General features: G+C 38.6%; 12 protein-coding genes. 3 read left to right on the top strand and 9 right to left on the bottom strand.

Annotated elements, in window-relative coordinates:
- The first annotated feature begins 88 nt into the window (after positions 1-88).
- The 3 genes from cytX (at position 89) to EO121_RS00800 (ending at position 1904) form a co-directional block, all read left to right on the top strand.
- On the top strand, positions 89-1270 hold the full coding sequence (cytX, locus tag EO121_RS00790; protein ID WP_127165346.1) for a putative hydroxymethylpyrimidine transporter CytX: 1182 nt from the start codon (positions 89-91) through the stop codon (positions 1268-1270).
- 81 nt (positions 1271-1351) lie between these two features.
- Positions 1352-1624: a type II toxin-antitoxin system RelB/DinJ family antitoxin gene (locus EO121_RS00795; protein ID WP_127160185.1), complete on the top strand. Its 273-nt coding sequence runs from the start codon at positions 1352-1354 to the stop codon at positions 1622-1624.
- A 1-nt stretch (position 1625) separates the two neighbouring features.
- A complete protein-coding gene (locus EO121_RS00800; protein WP_126937299.1) occupies positions 1626-1904 on the top strand; it encodes a type II toxin-antitoxin system YafQ family toxin in 279 nt (92 codons plus the stop codon).
- A gap of 100 nt (positions 1905-2004) precedes the next feature.
- Here EO121_RS00800 and EO121_RS00805 read toward each other — a convergent pair whose 3' ends face one another.
- The 9 genes from EO121_RS00805 to EO121_RS00845 form a co-directional block, all read right to left on the bottom strand.
- The gene (locus tag EO121_RS00805) at positions 2005-2697 is read right to left on the bottom strand and encodes a DNA repair protein RecO (protein ID WP_127165348.1); all 693 of its coding nucleotides are present in this window, start codon (positions 2695-2697) and stop codon (positions 2005-2007) included.
- Positions 2698-2836: 139 nt separating this feature from the next.
- A complete protein-coding gene (locus EO121_RS00810) occupies positions 2837-4138 on the bottom strand; it encodes a hemolysin family protein (RefSeq protein ID WP_127165350.1) in 1302 nt (433 codons plus the stop codon).
- Positions 4139-4238: 100 nt separating this feature from the next.
- Positions 4239-5138, bottom strand: coding sequence for a GTPase Era (gene era / locus EO121_RS00815; RefSeq protein WP_126937301.1), 900 nt, complete (start codon positions 5136-5138; stop codon positions 4239-4241).
- A complete protein-coding gene (gene ybeY / locus EO121_RS00820) occupies positions 5131-5607 on the bottom strand; it encodes an rRNA maturation RNase YbeY (protein WP_126940254.1) in 477 nt (158 codons plus the stop codon). Before ybeY ends, era begins: the two co-directional genes overlap by 8 nt.
- On the bottom strand, positions 5604-6575 hold the full coding sequence (locus EO121_RS00825; protein ID WP_127165352.1) for a PhoH family protein: 972 nt from the start codon (positions 6573-6575) through the stop codon (positions 5604-5606). The genes ybeY and EO121_RS00825 overlap by 4 nt, the downstream gene beginning before the upstream one ends.
- Positions 6576-6585: 10 nt before the next feature.
- On the bottom strand, positions 6586-7548 hold the full coding sequence (locus tag EO121_RS00830; protein WP_127165354.1) for a TIGR01212 family radical SAM protein: 963 nt from the start codon (positions 7546-7548) through the stop codon (positions 6586-6588).
- 1 nt (position 7549) lies between these two features.
- Positions 7550-9520, bottom strand: coding sequence for a DUF4080 domain-containing protein (locus EO121_RS00835; RefSeq protein ID WP_370447187.1), 1971 nt, complete (start codon positions 9518-9520; stop codon positions 7550-7552).
- A 104-nt stretch (positions 9521-9624) separates the two neighbouring features.
- Complete coding sequence (locus EO121_RS00840) at positions 9625-12429, bottom strand: autotransporter outer membrane beta-barrel domain-containing protein (RefSeq protein WP_164725814.1); 2805 nt, start codon at positions 12427-12429, stop codon at positions 9625-9627.
- Between the two features lie 407 nt (positions 12430-12836).
- On the bottom strand, positions 12837-16958 hold a 4122-nt coding region (locus EO121_RS00845; protein ID WP_164725815.1), incomplete at its 5' end, for a YadA-like family protein.

Below are 16958 nucleotides of genomic sequence, written 5' to 3' on the forward strand. Positions count from 1 at the left end.
ACTAGGTCTCTTAAGAATATCTATCATCTACAGGCTAATCGTTTCAGATTAGTCTTTTTTGTTCCTACTGGCATAGTTAGGAGTATTCATGAGTGATTCAAAACTTTCATCATCGCGGTTGTCCCTCATTTGGTTCGGTGCCGCTCTTTCCATTGCTGAAATTATGACGGGCACCTATTTTGCGCCCCTAGGATTTTCCGATGGCCTATTAGCCATCATCATCGGTCACGTCATCGGCTGTTTGTTATTATTTGGTGCAGGACTCATCGGCGCTCGTGAACACATGAGTTCTATGCAAACTGTATCCACTGTCTTTGGCAATGGAGGCATGAAATTATTTTCCATTTTAAACGTTCTACAACTCATCGGCTGGACCGGTATTATGATCTATGACGGTGCTCTTGGTGCCGCAGAATTGTGGGATCTACCATTCACTGCGTGGACTATCATTATCGGTGCTCTCATCATTGTATGGCTATTCATCGGTATCCGTAATATGGGGTACATCAACAGCATCATGGGCTACGGCTTAGGTATTCTGTGCATCTATTTGCTAATTAGCTTGTTACAAGAAAGTTCCATTCACAGCCAAGGCATCATCACTAATGAAATGACTTTCACAGCGGCCTTGGAATTATCCATTGCTATGCCATTGTCTTGGCTACCATTGATTAGTGATTATACTCGATTATCCAAGAATCCTGTGGCAGGTACTGCATCTAGTGCCATCGTATACGGCGTAACTAGTTCTGTCATGTATGTATTAGGCCTCGCTGCGGCCCTCTATACAAATGAAAGCAACATTGCAAAGGTTCTACTTCATGCTGGCTTAGGATTTGGTGGATTAATTATCATCGTATTCTCTACTGTCACAACTACTTTTATGGATGCCCTATCTGCTGGTATTTCCTCTGAAAGCTTGCAGACTAAATATTCTGGTCGTACCATCGGTATTATTGTTACGATCATTGGCACTATCGGTGCATCCATCTATCCAATGGATAATATCATCCCTTTCTTATATATGATTGGATCCGTATTTGCCCCAATGATTGCTATTTTATTAACTCACTATTTCTTATTACGTCATTGTCCACACCTTGACCATGGACCTAGCTTGTATATCATTTGTTGGGCATCTGGTACTTATATGTACCATCAATTCCTTGACAGCAACCCATTCTTAGGGGCTAGCCTATCTACTATCGTAGGAACAGCATTAGCAACCATTGCAACGGCCTATATCATTAGCAAATTGAGCAAAAGTTAATATTCCCCTTATTATTTTATAATTACATTTAATTTACATTGTAAACTGAATGTAGTAAAATAAGAAAAAGGAGGTAAGACTATGGCTACAATTCCTACACAAATACGTATCGACGAACATGTAAAAAAAGAAGCTACTGAACTTTTTGGATTACTCGGTTTAGATATGTCTAGTGCCGTAAATATGTTTTTAAACCAATGTATACTACGAGGTGGAATTCCATTTTCAATAGAAGTACCAAACTATTCCACTAAAGTTCTAGATGCCATGAATGAAGCCCGACATATATCTAAAAATCCTAACGTAGTTGGTTATACTACCATGGAAGATCTAAAAGAAGCATTAGAGGCATAATATGTTTACAATTAAGTTTACTACTGCATACAAGAAAAGTTATAAACTTATGAAAAAAAGAGGTCTAAATCTTTCCCTCTTAGATTCAGTGGTGTACATGCTTGCAAATGGAGATACACTTCCAGAAAAATATCATGATCACGCCCTCAAAGGTAAGTTCAAAGGGTTTAGAGAATGTCATATTCAACCAGATTGGCTACTAATCTATATGTTAGAAGATGATATCTTAACTCTTACATTAGTAGATACTGGTACCCATACCGATTTATTAAATATTTAATACTTTATTATACATTACTTTTAGAAACTACATTTTATCATAGAACTATTTTAGTATCTTATAATAACAAAACGCGGTCACATGACCGCGTTTTTATTAATTATATCATCGTCTCTAAAAACTCAATGCTATGCAATGTATATCCTAGTTGATATGTCAAAAGTTTCCGTAATAGAATTTCTAATTGATCCCATTGATTCGCAGTAAGACGTAAAGGCTTTGTAGGAATCCAATCATAGTTCAAAAGCATTGTTATACCTTGTTGTAACTCTTGTTTCACTACATACTGACAGGCTTCATAGATTTCATCACAAAGAATTGCCATTACCTCAGGGCCTTCACAATGTTGCCCTTGTGGCACAAATCCCGCTAGACTTAACATATGCCAACCTAATACAATAGAGCCTAAGCGAATGGGTTTATCCTGTATAGATTGTAAAAATCGGCTCATATTTGTATATACACTGCGGTCTAATTTACCTTTTTCAAACAAAGCACTTACTAGTTCACCGCTAAAGGTAGCATAGGAAATATCTTCTAAACTTTCATAATCACGTGTAGAAATCCCATCTATCTGGATAATATCGTACATGTCTCCGTTAGGAGCTACTGTCAAATATAAACGGCTTAAAGGTTGCAAATACGCTCCTTCTTTATAGTTAGCTTTACGTTTATGAGGAACAGAACAAAGTATAATGCCTTCTAACTTCGTGAGAAATGCATAGATACTATAGTATTTTCGTTTTTTACGCCACAGTACGATGGCTTCACTAGTAAACGTATTTGCTTTCATCTACAATTCCTCATACTTAACAGTATATTACTACTAATTCAGCAATACATGTATCATCCTTGTATATACTCTTGATTTTCTTCAACATATACATACCCTACAAACCTAAAATTCCTATGAGTATTACATACAGTATCTATTAATTTGATTCGTCATCTATGTTTTCTTCAATAGGCACTGGCACGGCATATACACGTTCTATTCGATATCCTTGCATTTCTGTGACTGTGAAAGTATATCCATCTACAGTGATGACGTCACCAATGGCAGGTGTTCGCTCTAACATACCGAAAATAACACCACCAATAGTATCTTCGTCCACATCACCAAAGGAAATATCTAACACATCTTCCACTTCGTCTACCAGAACTTTCCCAGCAAAATTATAAGTTCCATTTGGATTTTCTACAATGGCTGGTAAATCTCGTTCGTGTTCGTCTTGAATATCACCCACCAGTTCTTCTAGGATATCTTCTAAGCCAACTAAGCCCACCATACCACCGTATTCATCCACCACAACAGCTTGATAAATACGACGTGTCCGCATGTGCTGTAATAGAACCGATAATTTCATCACTTCTGGAATGACAAGAATATTACGACGTATGGAGCGTAAATCCTTACTCGCCTCTTCACGGCGTTCCATAAGATCCTTAATATGGACAAGACCAATAATATGATCTTTATCTTCTAGGCACAAAGGATATCTCGTGTGGCTTGTAGACGATACAATATGCATGGTCTCTTCAAAACTATCTTGGGTATATACGCACACCACATCTTGTCGAGGAATCATAACTTCCTTCGCAATGCGATCCACAAAATCGAATACATTATCGATAAGCTCACCTTCCACATGGTCAATTTCACCTTGTTGATGACTACGGCTTACCAAGGCACGGATTTCTTCTTCTGTATGCACTAGATCGATTTCTGTACGATAGGGAGCTTTGAAAGCTTTCAGTACCGTATTACCAATTTGTTCCGCAAGATATACAAAAGGAATTGCAATGTTTCCAGCTAACCGAACGATGGTCACGGTAGTCCCCACATATCTTTCAGGAAAGGATAATGCTAATCCTTTTGGGATAATTTCTCCGAAAATAAGTATTACCACAGCAAATAAAGCTAGCACAATCCATTCCACTACAATGGCATACATAGAATCATAGACACCGAACCACTGTAGCAGAGTATCAGCACCATCTTCTAAATAGCGTCCTACATAGACTGCTAAAACGACTATAAAGAAGAGAATAAAGAAAGTGGATGTATTCATAAACCGTTCAGGTCGTTGGTATAATTCACGTAATTCTTCTTTTTTGCTCTCGCTCAATGAATCCATATCTTCTAGATGTTCTTCTCGTAAACGAGCAAAGGAGAATTTACTTATAACAAACAAACTAATGATTAAAATACAAAAGATGGCAAATAGAATCATGCCACCCGTGACGGGGGTATCGATATAAATCAGTCCTTTCTATATACACTATTTTAACAATGCCATACTCTATCTCAAGGTATGTGATTTTTCATACGTACTAATTACGGTATCCCAATTCAGATAACATACCAGATTTATTGCGCCAATCTTTTTTCACTTTTACCCATAAATCTAGGAATACTTTTGTAGCCAATAAACGCTCTACATCACCACGAGCTTGGCGGCCAATAGTTTTCAACATCGCACCTTGTTTACCGATGATAATACCTTTTTGAGAATCTCGCTCTACATAGATAGTAGCGCGTACATAGGTCGTGCCATCGTCCCGCGTTTTCATTTCATCCACGTCTACAGCAATAGCATGGGGAATTTCATCATGGGTCTGCAATAGGATTTTTTCACGCACAATATCAGAGATAATCAAACGCTCCGGCTGATCTGTAATCATATCATCAGGGAAGTATTTTGGACCTTCTGGCAAATGTTTTTCTAACAAATTGACCACTTCCTCAATATTGTCTTTTTCTTTCGCAGAAATCGGTACTACCGCCTCAAAAGGATAGCTATTTTCATAGGATACAATGGCCTCTAACAAGTCTTGTTTTTCCATCGTATCGATTTTGTTCACAATGAGGAACACTGGTACGTTCACCTTACGTAATTGTTCAATGACAAAGTTATCCCCAGGACCACGTTTTTCATTCGCTGCTACCACAAATAATACAGCTTCTACTTCACGCAATGAATCTACCGCTTGGTCTACCATGAATTCACCTAATTTATGTTTTGGCTTATGAATCCCCGGTGTATCCATGAACACGATTTGTTTCTTTTCATCTGTATAGACACAAACAATACGGTTTCGTGTCGTTTGCGCTTTATCAGATACAATGACAATTTTATCATCAATCAATGCATTAATTAATGTAGACTTTCCTACATTTGGTCGTCCTACAACGGCTACAAAGCCTGATTTAAATCCTTTTCCACTATTCATTATATGGCATATCCTCTCGTACATAACCTAAATTACCAAGTACAAACTCTTCTTCTGTGCGCATTTCTTTTTTATCTTCATCTATCATATGGTCATAACCTAAAATGTGTAAACAGCTATGAACAGTTAAATAGGCAAGTTCACGAATAAAATCATGATTATACTCTTTCGCTTGCTCTGCTGCTCGCTCAAGGGAAATGACAATATCCCCTAATAACTGTCCTTCTTCCTCGATAGAAGCTTCATCTCCTTCATTGAGGGCAAACGATAATACATCTGTAGGCATATCTTTACCACGGTATTCACGATTTAATTCCTGAATTTTTCCGTTGTTACAGAGGAGCACACTATATTCATCTTCCTCGTGCAATCCATACACACGAGCCACTTCATTACAGCACCGTTGAATGACTTCCTCGTAAGTGCTATTCTGTTCAATTCCCTCATCATAGGAAATACTTACAATCATTCTTGTTTCCCTTTCTCTGAAAGTTGATATTCTTCATAGGCTTTTACAATACGACCTACCAAATCATGACGCACCACATCTTGGTCCGAAAAATAAATACACCGAATCCCTTTGATGCGTTGTAACACTTGCTCTGCTTCAATCAAACCAGATGTTATTTTCGGTGGCAAGTCGATTTGCGTAGGGTCTCCATTGACCACCATTTTCGATTGATACCCTAAGCGAGTTAAAAACATTTTCATCTGTTCTGGCGTTGTATTCTGCCCTTCATCAAGGATGACAAAAGAACGTTCCAAGGTGCGACCACGCATGTAAGCCAATGGTGCTACCTCGATAGTCCCTTGTAAGAGCATCTTCTGCACTCGTTCTACACCGAACATATCATGTAAAGCATCATAGAGAGGACGTAAATAAGGGTCTACTTTTTCTTGTAAATCACCTGGCAAATACCCAAGCTTTTCCCCTGCCTCTACGGCAGGTCTCGTCAAAATAATACGATCCACTTCACGATTTTTTAAGTAAAATGCTGCCAGTACAACAGCTAAATAGGTTTTTCCTGTTCCCGCAGGACCGATACCAAAAGTGATGGTATTGCGACGGATACTGTCTACATATTGTTTTTGCCCCATTGTTTTTGGAATGATAGGATTCCCCTTGACAGTCACATTAATAGTATCTTCATATAACTGAAAAAGTGATTCTTTTTCGCCTTTCAAGATCATCGCAGTAGCTGTTCGCACATGATGATCGGTGATTTTAATATGATTTTTAAACAAGTATAGCAGTACATCTAACACTTCCATTGCTACTTGTACAGATTCCTCTGAACCTGTTATATCCACAATAGTATCTCGATGTAATATATCTACTGTTACTAGTTCTTCTAATACTTTCATATGAGATCCTTGAGGTCCCACGATAGGTCCTACCATGTCATAAGTAGGTATGGTAAATCTCTGATTAGCCATATGCTCCCTTTCACAGAAATTTTTGAACCGCAGCGCCATGTAAATAATCATAGCCGCTGCCTTGAGAAATATCTTCGTCTTCCATAATTTGATCAATCAAATCTTGTACGCGCCACCAGCCCATAGACCAATTCGTGAAGATTGTATTTTCCTCTGGCGCACGTCCTACTAGTCGTTGTAAGACAATCTTAGGATCTAGGTAACGTAAAAATTCTACCACTCGTCGAGCGTATTCTTCTGCACTGATTAAGGTAAATTCACCAGCCTCATAATCACGTGCCATTTTCGTATTCTTTACTAAGTATAATGCATGAAGCTTCACTTGGTCTACCTGTAATGCAGATAAAGTCTTAGCTCCTTCAATAACATCGTCCATCGTATCCCAAGGAAGGTTGAGTATCATATGAGTACACACTTCAAATCCATAGCGCTTGATACGTAATACTGCATCGATAAACTCCGCCATCGTATGTCCTCGGTTTACCTTTTGTAATGTATGATAGTTCACCGATTGTAAGCCTAATTCTACATAGATATCAATGCCATATTTGTTTTGTATATCTGTTAAAATATCTAAATAGGCATCATGTACACAGTCAGGTCGGGTGGCAATGGCAATGCCTACCACATGTTCTAAGCAAGCTTCTTCCACATACTGGCGAAACTTCTTTGGTGGCAAATAAGTGTTACTAAAATTCTGAAAATACGGTATATATTTATAGGCTTTATATTTTTTAGCAATATGCACCACTGTTTCATGAATTTGCTGTTTCACCGTCATAGAGGCTGGTCGATTTTCATAGCCTGCTCCAATTTCACCACAGAAGGTACATCCACCTACACCTGCTGATCCATCGCGATTAGGGCATGTCAACGGTAATGCCACTGGAATTTTATAGGCCTTTTCCCCATATCGCTCTTTGTAAAAAGCAGATATCATACGATACCGCTTTGGCTTTGTGGTATCACTCATATCACACCTCCTCGCTGATAGTTACACTAGTAGTATGTGCCAAATCACCTAGATGGATCTTCCCACATTGTTGAGGGCGTATAAAAGGTTTCGTCTCACCTTTTACGTCAATGATAATAGTATATTTTTTATCTTGGCTAGGAATAGTACCACTCAATACATGGATATTACTGTCATTCACCCCTTGGCAACTCGCACCAACAAGTATTTCTTGATTATGACATTCTCTGGTATTTCCTGCAGAACATAGATAGAAATCAGAAAGTTCCTCATCACACAATGATATTGCAGGAGTTGTAGAATCGATACACTGTTGAATCCCTAAGTATGGCAATGACTCTCCACAGACCTCAATCGTATGATAATCTTGTCGGATTCTCCGCCACTCCACAAAGGAGTAGTTAGGAATGTATTGTCGAACTAAGTCTTCCTCACGCCAGAATATCTCGGCATCTTGCATTTCTTGCTTTCTATCTTTAGATAGACCAAATCGTTCATCCCGTATTTTACCATTGAAAGAAGTCAATACATCATAGCGCAGTAAATCACAGGCTACTCGGTCCTCTTTCAAAGTAAAGAACTCATAAAGAAAAACAATTTGATCAGCATCATTTAATTTACGATCTTGATTCCCTTTGTCTAACCATAGCTTAGTCATCTCTTCAAAGTAGGCAAAGGCCGATCCTTCTTGGATTAAGCTTTCACTAATGTACCCAAAAACTGTGCGATACCGTTCACTATTATAGAACCGTTCAAACACATCTTCAAAATATTTCAGCATGCGCACATCATCATAAGGCAATACATGGGTTTGTAACACTTCATAAGGTGCTTTCGGATTCGCAATGTACTCGTACTCCGCCATGGAACGCACGCCAGCTCCTTTTAATAACTTTAAAAAGCCAATCTGCAACGCATGGGGTTGCAAACTGAACAAATCATTAAAAGATTTCTCAAAAATAGCTTTACTTTCATAGGGCAACCCTACAATTAAATCCATATGCACATGGGTGCGCCCTGCTTTGATAATCGGAGGAATGACGGACTGAATGCGGCCCCAATCATTGCGCCGATGGATCGCCTCCAATGTCTTATCATGCGTACTTTGAACGCCTACCTCAATCTGTATTTGACCATGACTAGTAGAACTTAGAATATCTACTTCTTTTTCAGTCATTAAAATGGATTCCATTTCCAAGTGAAAGTTCGTCTGTCCCCCATGGTCACGCATCCACTCCATCAATGGAATATGATGATGAGGCGCACAGTTGAAAGTCCGATCCACAAACTTCACTTGTTTTACATTGTGACTCACAAACCAAGCCAACTCTTGTAATACCCGTTCTCGAGGAAAGAATCGAACGGTGTTGCGATTACCAGATAAACAATACTGGCAACAAAACGGACAACCTCGTGAAGATTCGTAATAGACAATTTTATTTCCTAAGGTCAGCATATCTTCCTCTGTGTACGGGAATGGTATAGTGCTTAGGTCTTTCACCTCTACAGCCTCTTCCGACCCTTGAATAATACCTTGTTCTCTACCTAAGATGCCAGGTATGACGGGATTAACAGGAGATTGCCCTGTACAAATTGCTTTCACAAAGGAAGTAAAAGCCTCCTCAGCTTCCCCTTGGACAATATAGTCAATATACGGGTGGTCTTCTAATAATTCCCTCGCCGTATAACTCACCTCTGGACCACCTAATATAATTTTCGCGTTAGGACGAACCGCTTTAATCATAGAACAAAGATTCAATGTCATATCGATATTCCAGATATAACAAGCAAACCCTATTACATCTGCATCTAAGGTAGTCACATTATTTAAAATATCTAAAATAGGCATATTAATAGTGTACTCCACTATCTCATATGCCTCGTCTTTCATTCTTCCATAAGCCTGCAAATAGCGCAACGCCAAAGAAGAATGTATATATTTTGAATTCAACGTTGAAATGATAACTTTCATTTGTACCTCACTCATCGAATGAACCTAGTTCATCGGCTATTGTTCTATTATATCATATAATGCAAATACCTCACTACTGGATACCCAATAGTGAGGTATTACGATTAGAATCGATGTCTAAATCCTGCATTAATTTGCCAATTTTGTTTTACCTTATGTTTCGTTGACCCTTGTGCTTCAAAATAAAATTGTTTAGTTTCATCTTTACTTATATAGGATGCACCAAATCCATAAGTAAACCAACTATCTTGTTTCGATGGTTTTTCCACAGCCACTTCATTAAAAGTATGCGTTGTATCTCCCCATAATTCTCGTTCATGCATAATCTTAATATATGGATTAATATGTCCTGGTGTGATATTGTCTATACCAATTCTGGCACCGATACGCAGAACTAAACCTTTAAAATCATCTGTCACTGATGTTAATCCATGTTTCATGTGCATAGGATAACTACCAATACTTTGATACGTCAATTGTGCTTCTGGTTCTATATAATACTTGCGTGTATCATTTTTCTTGAAATAGAAGCGTCTACCTAGTTCAACTGATCCGAGATATGATACAGTGTGCATAGTATCAGAAGATACATCTGTATGAGAACGGTTTATCATGTCGAACCCACCACGGTAATTAGCGATATGTCCCACAATATCAACATACATATTTGTTTTTGGATGCACCCAAGCGGAATACCCACCTATTGCAGCTTGTGTGAGCTTAATAGAGCCGCTGAATTCATCTAATGTGCCACGGGCCTGTAACATACCTACATCAAGTCCATGATAGGCAATCCATGCTCCATGCTTTCTTTGCCAATCAAACCCACCTTGTATGCCATAATAGTTATTGCTATATGTACCTACCTTTACATCTCCATCGCTACTATATTTACCACCAATTAACTTTACCCAAATGTCATTAGAGTTGCGCACCTTTTTATCTAGGTGTGTTTCCCCTAATCGTTGTACTAGTGTACCCATGGTAGCCAAATTACTTTGGTATATCATATTATGTAGTACTTCAACAGCCTGAGCTCCAGAACTCAATCGACCAGTAGGATTTAAGTAAAAATCATTCTTTCCATCTGGTTCAATTTGGGCTATCTTTGAAGTTTCAGAATTAGATACAGTGAACTCATAGGCGCCTTGATCTGTAGTACCATACAGTAATTTATACTTGGCCTTATTGTCAGTCAAATCTCCTAAGTTTTCTACAAGTTTTAAGTGCTCACGGCCCTTCGTTTTAGCTGTTCCATCATCTTTATAGACAATATTATAGACTCCATCACTGCCTTTTCGAGTCACCAATCTATCAGAATCACCACTGACAATATTCCCGTTCATTTTCAGTGTGCCTGCATCCCCTATTAAATGTTTTACAGATACATTGACATACTTTTTAGGTCCTCCAAATTCTACAATGGCACCTTTGGTTAAATCCAAATCTTTCACCATGGAATCATTCGTGACTTTCCAGTGAGCGCCATTGCTCATAGTAAGATTAATCGCATTATTTGTGTTATCAATAACATCATTTTTTATGATGCCATGCTCATCAAAATACAATTTGCTTTTCTCGATAGAAGCTTCTGCCTCTGCAATCTTTTTCATAAGATTTTCTCTTACTTTAGCAGATAGGGTAGGTTTCTCTAGTGTTTTTTTCCAGCCCTCAATCTGTTTCTCAAATTTTTCAATATCCTGTGCCCGTAGGATGACATTATCATCAGCATCGACAGTTTCATCAAATAGATTCTGCTTCGATGTAAACTTTTCTTTACCTATATGAGCCTCGCCTTCAAAATAAGAGTCTTTATTACCTAAATTTAAATTAACGATACCACTATTATAGGCATGTATATCCCCTCTGATTTGAATCACTTTATCGGGTCCACCTACAATATCAACTTTGCTATTTTTTCCGTCCACACTAATAGCGTCTCCAATGCTTTTAGGATTACCCTGCGCATCATATACAGGTGTTACATCTACAGTGAGATTTCCTCTAAATATAGCTTCTAATTTAGAATCATCGGGAATTGTATCCCGATCTCTTTTACTCGCCCTGGAAGTGAGACCAATCCCATAATTTTCTGCCTCTTCTTGACCATGTCTATCTATTTTTACATTCACATCACCATCAAACTCCATCACCGTCACAGTGGGGGTTTCTTTTTTTACAGCCGTTGATCTAACCGTATTATTATAATGATTCACAAATATACCACGAGCATGACTAGAAGCTGACGTAACATTCACATTCAATGTAGATCCTACTTCTGAATGTATATGATAGTTTCCTACAGTTGTGCCATTATTAAATAATTGAATACCATTTGACTGTTTTCTAGCATAATTATCTAGCTTTGGATCATCTAATAAGGTGTTGATGGTATTCACCCCTTTAAATGTAATCGACGCAGCCGCAAGGCCCTGCTTTCCGGTACTATTCACACTGATTTGATCCACTGTTTGAATCCCAGATGACATGATATGATTGTCAACGGTAACATCCTCAAATACAATATTATTCTCTCCAGCAACACCGCCATCAGATATCAAGATACTTGATGATGGCTCATAAGCTTTCTTAGAATTAAGTGAAAAACGATAGTCCCCTTCACGTAGTCCCACAACTGATGTATTGGTATTGAACGTACTAGATGGTCCATTGGAATCTTCTAATTTACCTTTAATCGTGATATTATTAGTGCCACCCAATGCAGAAATTGCTAAAAAATTCAACGGCTTATCTTCCTTAGTTGCATCGTACGTATAAGACGTTTCCTTTCCAGGATTTGAATACACCACAGTATACTTGTCTCTTGTTATCACCTCTGCGGATACAGTCCACACATTTGTCAATAATGAAAGAGTAATACAAGATAGCAATACGTCATATCGTTTCATAATACACCCCATATACATATACACACATAACCATGCAGTCCAACCTAAACCTTATATAGAAGGCTTGAACACTTTTTTCCTGTGATTGCTGAAATAATGATAAGAATACATATACATAATATCATTAGTATCAAGCAGTTTCAATCATTTTAGGCAAATTTTTTTCTTATACACTCCCCCCCGATTTTTACACGAATTGCATATTATAAGTGTACCCATAACAACAACATACACTTCACTTACACTATAAAAGGAGCATCTGTATAGTAGATATTACTGTCTCAAAAACCTTCGTAGTTTCTGCTTGCAAAAAGGGCGGTAACGAAAATGTAAAATGTACATTTTGTTACAGCCCCTTTTTGACTAATAGCTATGCTGTTACACTAAAATTAATAGACCAGAACCTATTATTTTTTAATGTATTGAAGCACTTCTGCTAATTGCGCCTTCAAATCTTCTATCACTTGATTTTGAGCATTAATTTTTTCGCTTTGTATTTGGTTTTGAGCTTCTAAAGCTGAGACTTTGTCTTGTAATGTATAAGATGCACTGATAGGACCTTGGCGGTATGTATCTTTCACAGCACTTTCTGTTGCTCGCGAACCAAATTTCCATGTGACACTTGCATTCGCCATCACTTCATCACCATGTCCATTAACGGAAGCACCTACATGGAACAAAGTAGATTCATTTTTATAATGACCCACGCCAAGCGCTAAAGCAGTAGATCCTTTATAATAACCTACACCTGCAGAGATTTGTGTTGGTTCCAACGGATCATATTGCAATGTTTGTAACCCAGCCAACGCCGCAGATTGTGCACTCGATCTGTTAAGACGGTTATTCACATCACCTACTACATTTGCAATTCCTTTCAATTGTGCCACATTCACTACGTCTGTATCATTTTGACCAGCTGCTACATTTGTGATTGTATGACCACCATTGTCAAGACCATTAGATGTTAAGCTTACTGCCTCTTTACTGTTTTCAGCTGGAGTGAAAGTAATACCTTTCATCTTAGTTAATGTATCAGATAATTTAATATTTACGCCACCTTCAGTAGCTGTAGCTTGGATATTGATACCCTTTTCTTTCGTTGCAGCATCAGGAGTGAAGTTCTCTGCACCACGAACTGCTAGACCTTTTTTAAGAGTAGTCGTAGCCTTGGAATCTTTATCCCCAGCGATGTGCAATTCGTAAGCGTCCATTGTGTTAGAAAGAGCTGCATGCGTTACGATACCAGAAATTGTTACATTCTTACTAGTAGCCGTATCTGCATCGCCTTTCACAAGAGGTAACGCAACAGTACCTGTTTTATCATCAACTGTGTATGTGCCAGCTTTTACATGTACATCGTCAGTTTTGTTTAACTTAGTTTCTTCTAAATTAGAAACTTTTTCGTTAGTAACATGTAATTGCTTACCGATCACAACATCTGTAGAATCTTTGCTAATCGCACCTTCGGCTACGTTAGTAATCTTCGTGCCACCAGCATTGATACCATCTTTGCCGATTGTCACTGTTGTTTTGTCAGTACCTTTTTTGTTTACTACGGATAGCTTATCGCCATCGATAGTTAATTTCGTACCATCTCCATCTGCTGTTGTTGCATTTGTAATAGACGTAATATTTTTTAAGTCTTTTACTATACCAATTTCTAGCTTACCATCAACATTTTTAGTACGGATGTTGTCCGCTGCTGTTGTTGCATCAGCTGCTACTGTACCTTCACCTACGATGTCCAATTTTGCGCCTAAGTCTTTATGAATTGCATCGCCTAGGTTACCTTGGAAATTAAGACCTTTTGTGACAAGAGCATCGCTAGTATCTGCAGTTGCTTTATGTAAATCTTCTACGTTTACTGCGGAATGTTTTGTCGCAACATCACCTGCAGCCGCCGCCAATTTTTCTTTGAAAGTAACATTGTTAGGATCTGCAGCGTTAGGAACAGTCGCATTCTCGACAACAGATGCCACATTATCCAATGTCATTGGAGCACCCGCATTCAATTTTGTATGAATTTTATCTGCAGGAACTTCTGCCCCATTTTTATCTACAAATTTACCATCTGTAGTTTTGAATACTTGGTTGCCATCTTTGTCTACGAAGATTGTTGGATTTGTTACACGTTCGTTGAACAATTGACTACCGTTAACAGCATCTTTGGAAGATTCAGAAATTGTTCCATTCGCAATATTGGATAACTTGTTAGCTGCACCAGTTGTTGTACCATCTGGGCTTACTAGACGTGCTTCTGGTGACACTGCTACAGGAGCTTTACCACCATTTTCAGTTTCAGTTTTTACATTGCCATCTGGTTTTACTTCATCAGCTTTGTAGTAATTGCCATCATTAGCTTTCACTACACGGTCGCCGGCTGCATTTGTATATACTACCGTACCAGCTTCACCGTTACGAAGTGCATTCACTTTGGATGTTAAATCTTTACCGTTTAAGCCATCTTTACCAGTTGGGCCTTGTGCACCTGCAGAACCAGCTACGGCTACACCATCTTTACCAGCACCTGCTTGGCCATCTCGACCGTCAGAAGCTGTATTACCAATGTTTGCTGCATGGTCTAATGTAGTACGATCTGCTTTTTCTAAGCCGATAGTCACATTACCTTGATTATCTGTTTCAAGAACGATACCTTTTTTAGGTGCTACATTATCAGTGTCTTTTGTAGGGCTATCTTGACCTGCTGGCAAGTTAGTTGGTGCTACTGTACCAGTACCAGTTTTGAAAGTAACTACTTTATTAGCTGGTGTAACATCTGTTGCAGCATCAGTACCATTTTGAACTTTTAAGCCCCATTTTTGAGCATCTACATATTCTTTATTAGCTGCATCTGCCTTATCTGTTGGTGTTGCCACGTTAGTAATTTTTGTACCATCTGCATTGATACCATCTTTGCCGATGGTGATTGTTTTTGTTTCTGGTGCACCACCAGCAGCTGGAGTCACTGTATTCGTAACTTTTAATCCCGTTTTGCCTAATTCGATTTTTGTATCGTTATTAGCATCACCACCTGTGATGGATGTAATACCTGTTAGGTCTTTTACTAAACCAATTTCTAGTTTACCATCATCAGTTTTCTTCGTACGGATGTTGTTTGCTGCTGTTGTTGCATCAGCGGCTACAGTGCCTTCGCCTACGATTTCGAGCGTTTCACCTAAGTTTTTATGGATTGCATCTCCTAGGTTACCTTTGAAATCAAGACCTTTTGTTACAAGAGCATTCGCAGTACTATGTAAATCTGTTACATTCACTGCAGAATTAGCTACTTTGTTATCGGCTTTTGCACCTTCTGCTAATTTATCTAGGTATGTAGTGCCTGTTAAATTATTAACAGCGGATGCTACGTTATCCAATGTCATTGCTTTGTCAGCATTGACTTTAGTATGAACTTTATCTAAATCAGCATCTGCAACTGCTGTACCTTCTTTAGTAACAAATTTACCTTCTGCAGTTTTGAATACTTGGTTACCATCTTTATCTACGAAGATGACAGGGCTTGTCACACGTTCGTTGAACAATTGGCTACCGTTTACAGCATCTTTGGAATCTTTGGAAATAGCACCATCTGCAATGTTAGATAACTTATTAGTTGCACCAGTTGTGTTGCCATCTGGAGATACTAAGCTGGCAATTACATCTTTGGTATCAACCGCAGTAGCTCCTGGTTTTTTCTCTCCATTAGGTTCTACTTCATCAGCTTTGTAATACTTGCCATCGTTTGCTTTCACAAGACGATCGCCGGCTGCATTTGTATACACCACTGTACCAGCTTCGCCGTTACGAAGTGCATTGACTTTATTTGTTAAGTCTTTACCGTTTAAGCCATCTTTACCTGTTGGACCTTGTGCACCTGCGGAACCAGCTATAACACCAGTTGCATTTTTGCCTGCTTGTCCATCACGTCCGTCAGAACCTGTGTTGCCAAGATTAACTGCATTGTCTAATGTAGTACGATCTGCTTTTTCTAAGCCAAGTGTGATGTTACCTTCACCATCTTTAGCAATGACAATACCTTTTTTAGGTTTGTCTGCAGCATCACTTGTATCTGCACTAGCTTTTAATGTAATTGCTTTATCTTTCGCTGTTACATCTTCCGCTGCTGCATCACCATTTTGAATTTTTAAGCCCCATTTTTGAGCATCTACATATTCTTTATTAGCTGCATCTTTGTCATTTGTTGGTTTTGCCACATTAGTGATTGTTTTACCACCAGCATCGATACCATCTTTGCCGATTGTCACTGTTGCTGTTTTGCCATCAGCTTGTTTATTTTCTACCGTTAATGCATCGCCATTGATTGTTAATGTAGTGCTTGCTACTTTCGCTGCATCAGGTTGTGTTGGATCTACTGGAGCTGCATTTGTAATCGACGTAATATTTTTTAAGTCTTTTACTAATCCAATTTCTAGTTTACCACCAACATTCTTAGTACGGATGTTGTTGGCTGCTGTTGCTACGGTTTCTGCTACTGTACCTTCACCTACGATGTCAAGTTCTTCACCTAATTT

Source organism: Veillonella sp. CHU732, assembly GCF_003992085.1.
Classification (GTDB): domain Bacteria; phylum Bacillota; class Negativicutes; order Veillonellales; family Veillonellaceae; genus F0422.

Coding starts and splice junctions, on each gene's coding strand:
- cytX (WP_127165346.1), top strand. CDS start 89: ATGAGTGATTCAAAACTTTCATCATCGCGGTTGTCCCTCATTTGGTTC.
- EO121_RS00795 (WP_127160185.1), top strand. CDS start 1,352: ATGGCTACAATTCCTACACAAATACGTATCGACGAACATGTAAAAAAA.
- EO121_RS00800 (WP_126937299.1), top strand. CDS start 1,626: ATGTTTACAATTAAGTTTACTACTGCATACAAGAAAAGTTATAAACTT.
- EO121_RS00805 (WP_127165348.1), bottom strand. CDS start 2,697: ATGAAAGCAAATACGTTTACTAGTGAAGCCATCGTACTGTGGCGTAAA.
- EO121_RS00810 (WP_127165350.1), bottom strand. CDS start 4,138: ATGATTCTATTTGCCATCTTTTGTATTTTAATCATTAGTTTGTTTGTT.
- era (WP_126937301.1), bottom strand. CDS start 5,138: ATGAATAGTGGAAAAGGATTTAAATCAGGCTTTGTAGCCGTTGTAGGA.
- ybeY (WP_126940254.1), bottom strand. CDS start 5,607: ATGATTGTAAGTATTTCCTATGATGAGGGAATTGAACAGAATAGCACT.
- EO121_RS00825 (WP_127165352.1), bottom strand. CDS start 6,575: ATGGCTAATCAGAGATTTACCATACCTACTTATGACATGGTAGGACCT.
- EO121_RS00830 (WP_127165354.1), bottom strand. CDS start 7,548: ATGAGTGATACCACAAAGCCAAAGCGGTATCGTATGATATCTGCTTTT.
- EO121_RS00835 (WP_370447187.1), bottom strand. CDS start 9,520: ATGAAAGTTATCATTTCAACGTTGAATTCAAAATATATACATTCTTCT.
- EO121_RS00840 (WP_164725814.1), bottom strand. CDS start 12,429: ATGAAACGATATGACGTATTGCTATCTTGTATTACTCTTTCATTATTG.